Annotated in this window: 5 protein-coding genes; 1 reads left to right on the top strand and 4 read right to left on the bottom strand. The window is 71.5% G+C overall.

Features of this window, described 5'->3' with window-relative positions; all coding sequences use genetic code 11:
- Positions 1–1,694 (top strand): exodeoxyribonuclease V subunit alpha (gene recD / locus JWP65_RS13615; protein WP_299764582.1); only part of this gene is annotated, 1,694 nt, incomplete at its 5' end.
- A 3-nt stretch (positions 1,695–1,697) separates the two neighbouring features.
- Here recD and JWP65_RS13620 read toward each other — a convergent pair.
- The 4 genes from JWP65_RS13620 to JWP65_RS13635 form a co-directional block, all read right to left on the bottom strand.
- Positions 1,698–1,916: a hypothetical protein gene (locus tag JWP65_RS13620; RefSeq protein WP_299764584.1), complete on the bottom strand. Its 219-nt coding sequence runs from the start codon at positions 1,914–1,916 to the stop codon at positions 1,698–1,700.
- A gap of 19 nt (positions 1,917–1,935) precedes the next feature.
- The gene (locus JWP65_RS13625) at positions 1,936–2,265 is read right to left on the bottom strand and encodes a SemiSWEET transporter (protein WP_299764586.1); all 330 of its coding nucleotides are present in this window, start codon (positions 2,263–2,265) and stop codon (positions 1,936–1,938) included.
- A 44-nt stretch (positions 2,266–2,309) separates the two neighbouring features.
- Positions 2,310–2,879, bottom strand: a complete 570-nt coding sequence (locus JWP65_RS13630; protein ID WP_299764588.1) for a hypothetical protein — start codon at positions 2,877–2,879, stop codon at positions 2,310–2,312.
- A gap of 34 nt (positions 2,880–2,913) precedes the next feature.
- Positions 2,914–3,235 (bottom strand): ABC transporter C-terminal domain-containing protein (locus JWP65_RS13635; RefSeq protein WP_299764590.1); only part of this gene is annotated, 322 nt, incomplete at its 5' end.

Consider the following 3,235-nt stretch of genomic DNA (forward strand, 5'->3'; position numbering starts at 1 on the left):
CCGCGCTGCGGCACCCGCGGCTGGTCGGCGACGGCCCTGGGGCCACGCCGCTGGTGCTGGTCGGCACGCGCCTGTACCTGCGGCGCTACTGGCAGCACGAGCGCTCGGTGCGCGACGCCATCGCGCAGCGGCTGGAGGCTGGCGCGGCAGCCGTGCCGGATGGCTTGCGCGAGGCGCTCGACGCCTTGTTTCCCTGGAACCTCGCTGGCGATGCTGGCGATGCCACCGACTGGCAGAAGGTCGCCTGCGGACTGGCTGCGCGCTCGGCCTTCGGCATCATCACCGGCGGCCCCGGCACCGGCAAGACCACCACGGTGGTCAAGCTGCTGGCGGTGCTGCAGCACCTGGCGCTGGCCGGAGGGCAGGGGCGACGGCTGCGGATCCGGCTGGCGGCGCCCACCGGCAAGGCCGCGGCCCGGCTGAACGACTCGATCGCCGGCGCGGTGGCGAACCTGCCGCTCCAGGCGCTGGGCGATGCCCAGGCGCTGCGCGCGGCGATCCCGACCGAGGTCACCACGGTGCACCGCCTGCTGGGCAGCCTGCCCGGCACGCGGCACTTCCGGCACCACGCGCGCAATCCGCTGCCGGTGGACGTGCTGGTGCTGGACGAAGCCTCGATGGTGGACCTGGAAATGATGGCGGCGGTGCTGGCCGCATTGCCGCCGAACGCGCGGCTGCTGCTGCTGGGCGACAAGGACCAGCTCGCCTCGGTGGAAGCCGGTGCGGTGCTGGGGGAGCTGTGCCGCCGCGCCGACAGCGGCCACTACCTGCCGGCCACGCGCGACTGGCTGCTGCGGGCGACCGGCGAGAGCCTGCCCGCAGCATTGCTGGACAAGGCCGGCGAGCCGCTGGACCAGGCGGTGGTCAAGCTGCGCAAGAGCCACCGCTTCAGCGCCGGCAGCGGCATCGGCCGGCTGGCCGAAGCCGTGAACGAGGGCAACGTGGCGGCGCTGCGGCAGATCGCCGCGGCGGCGCTGGAAGACCTGGCCTTCCTGCAGCTGGATGCCGGCGATGCGGCACTGCGCCGGCTGGCGCTGGACGCAGGCCGGCCGCGCAATGCCGGGGGCCCCGGGCCCGCCGGCCATCGCCGCTACCTGGAAGTGCTGCGCGCGGGCCAACCCGCGCTGGGCGCGCCGCAGGAAACTTTCGATGCCTGGGCGCGTTCGGTGCTGCAGGCGTTCGGCGAGTTCCAGCTGCTGTGCGCCGTTCGCAAGGGCCCGCAAGGCGTGGAACGGTTGAACCAGCGGATCGCTGCAATGCTGCACGCCGAAGGGCTGACCGGGGGCGACCACGGCTGGTACCTGGGACGGCCGGTGATGGTCACGCGCAACGACTACGCCCTGGGCTTGATGAACGGCGATGTCGGCATCACGCTGCTGCTGCCCGCCGAAACTGGCTGGATGCTGCGGGTGGCTTTCGCCACGGCCGACGGCATCCGCTGGGTTTTGCCCAGCCGCTTGCAGGCGGTGGAAACGGTGTTCGCCATGACGGTGCACAAATCGCAAGGATCGGAGTTCACCCACGCGGCCTTGCTGCTGCCCGACCGGATGAGCCGGGTGCTGACGCGCGAGCTGGTCTACACCGGGGTGACGCGGGCGCGGCGCTGGTTCACGCTGGCGAGCGCGGACGCAGGGGTGCTGGAAGCCGCGGTGGAGCGGCGGGTGAAGCGCACCGGGGGGCTGCTGGAGGGCTGACCCTCAAACCCGCTGCAACCGCAGCCGCGGCCGCACGAACCCGAACCGGTCGCGCAACGCCCGCCAAGTGTCGGGCGACACCATCCGCGAGGCGCGGCCGTGGGCCCCGATCCAGCATTCATCGGGCTCGGCGTGCCAACCTGCCGCCAGCAGGTCACAGGCTTCGGGGTTGGCTTGCGTCGGTTGCACGGCGCCGAGGTGGGGTTGCCAGCGGGGATCCATGCTGGCATCGTTCGCGCCGCTACGGGCCCGGTCTGGCAGACCGCCCCTCGTTCGGCTGTACGACATCCCGCACAGCACCATCGGCGGGCGCGTTCTTGGCAAAGCGCAGCCGCATCACCAGCACCGAGCAAGCCAGCACCAGGCTGAGCGCGTTGGCCAGGATCATCGGCATTTCTTCGAGCACGATGCCGTAGGCCAGCCAGAGCGCGACGCCGGCGGTGAAGATGCTGTACATCCGCAGCGAAATGCCGCTGACGTCACGGGTGTGGAAAGTGCGCCACACCTGCGGCACGAACGAAAAGGTGGTGAGCGTGGCCGCGGCGTAGCCCAGGAGGTCGGCGGGTTGCATGGACCGATTGCAAAGCCAGGCGCGGCCAGCGCCGATAGGCGGTCTCAGGTTTTGCGTGTCGGCCAAAACCGACCGGCGAGCCGGCGCGGCGGCGCGATGGCCGGCTGCGGTTCCGGCGCCGGCGCCGGCGCTGGCAATTGCAAATCGGCAGCCTTGCAGACTTGCACGCAGTCGCGGATGTGCTGCTCGCCCAGGTAGCGGATGGCGGTGTAGCCGATCAGGGCCGACAGCGCCTGGCCCGCAAGCGGCACGTACCTGGTCGCTTGCTTGATCGTCATGCGCTTGCCGGCCGCGGCCGCTACCTTGATCACCAGGTCGCGCGTGATGAACTTGCCGATCACCATCGAGCCGACCACGCCGACGGCCTTTTCGACTTGTTCGCGCTTGCGCCTGGGCAGCCGGTCCAGCTGGTCCGGCGTCAGGCCGAATTCCTCGTTGATGGCTGGCAGCAGCTTGGCCAGCATGGCGGCGTCCACCAGCCAGTCCAGGCCGGGCACCGGCACCGCGCTGGCGGCGGCGCTGGCCAGCGCCCGGCGATTGAGCAGCCGGCGGGCGCGCTGGGTGGCGGCCAGCAGGTCGGGGTCGCCGGCGGCGAGCTGGAGCGTGGTCGGCATGGCTTGCATTCTGGGGCCGGCCTGCCGGCCCGAGTCAGCCGACCTCGGCTTCTGCCGCCTCGATGGTGCCGGACAGCTCCATCCAGCGTTCTTCAAGCCGCGCCAGCTCGTCGGTGATGGCCTTGAGCCGGCGGCCGGCATCAGCGATCTCCGCTGCCGGGAGAGCCGTGCCCATGCGCGCTTGCAGCGCCGTCTTTTCCTGCTCGAGCGTGGCGATGCGGGCTTCGGCCTGTTCCAGGTTTTTTCGGATGGGCTTGAGCTTGGCGGTCAGCTGCTGGCGCTGCTGGGCCGGCTGCTTGCGCTGTTCCTGCGGGTTGACTCGCGCCTCGGGCGCGGCCACGGCCACGGCCACGGCC

Source organism: Ramlibacter sp., from assembly GCF_028292805.1.
Lineage (GTDB): Bacteria > Pseudomonadota > Gammaproteobacteria > Burkholderiales > Burkholderiaceae_C > Ramlibacter.

Coding starts and splice junctions, on each gene's coding strand:
- JWP65_RS13620 (WP_299764584.1), bottom strand. CDS start 1,916: ATGGATCCCCGCTGGCAACCCCACCTCGGCGCCGTGCAACCGACGCAA.
- JWP65_RS13625 (WP_299764586.1), bottom strand. CDS start 2,265: ATGCAACCCGCCGACCTCCTGGGCTACGCCGCGGCCACGCTCACCACC.
- JWP65_RS13630 (WP_299764588.1), bottom strand. CDS start 2,879: ATGCCGACCACGCTCCAGCTCGCCGCCGGCGACCCCGACCTGCTGGCC.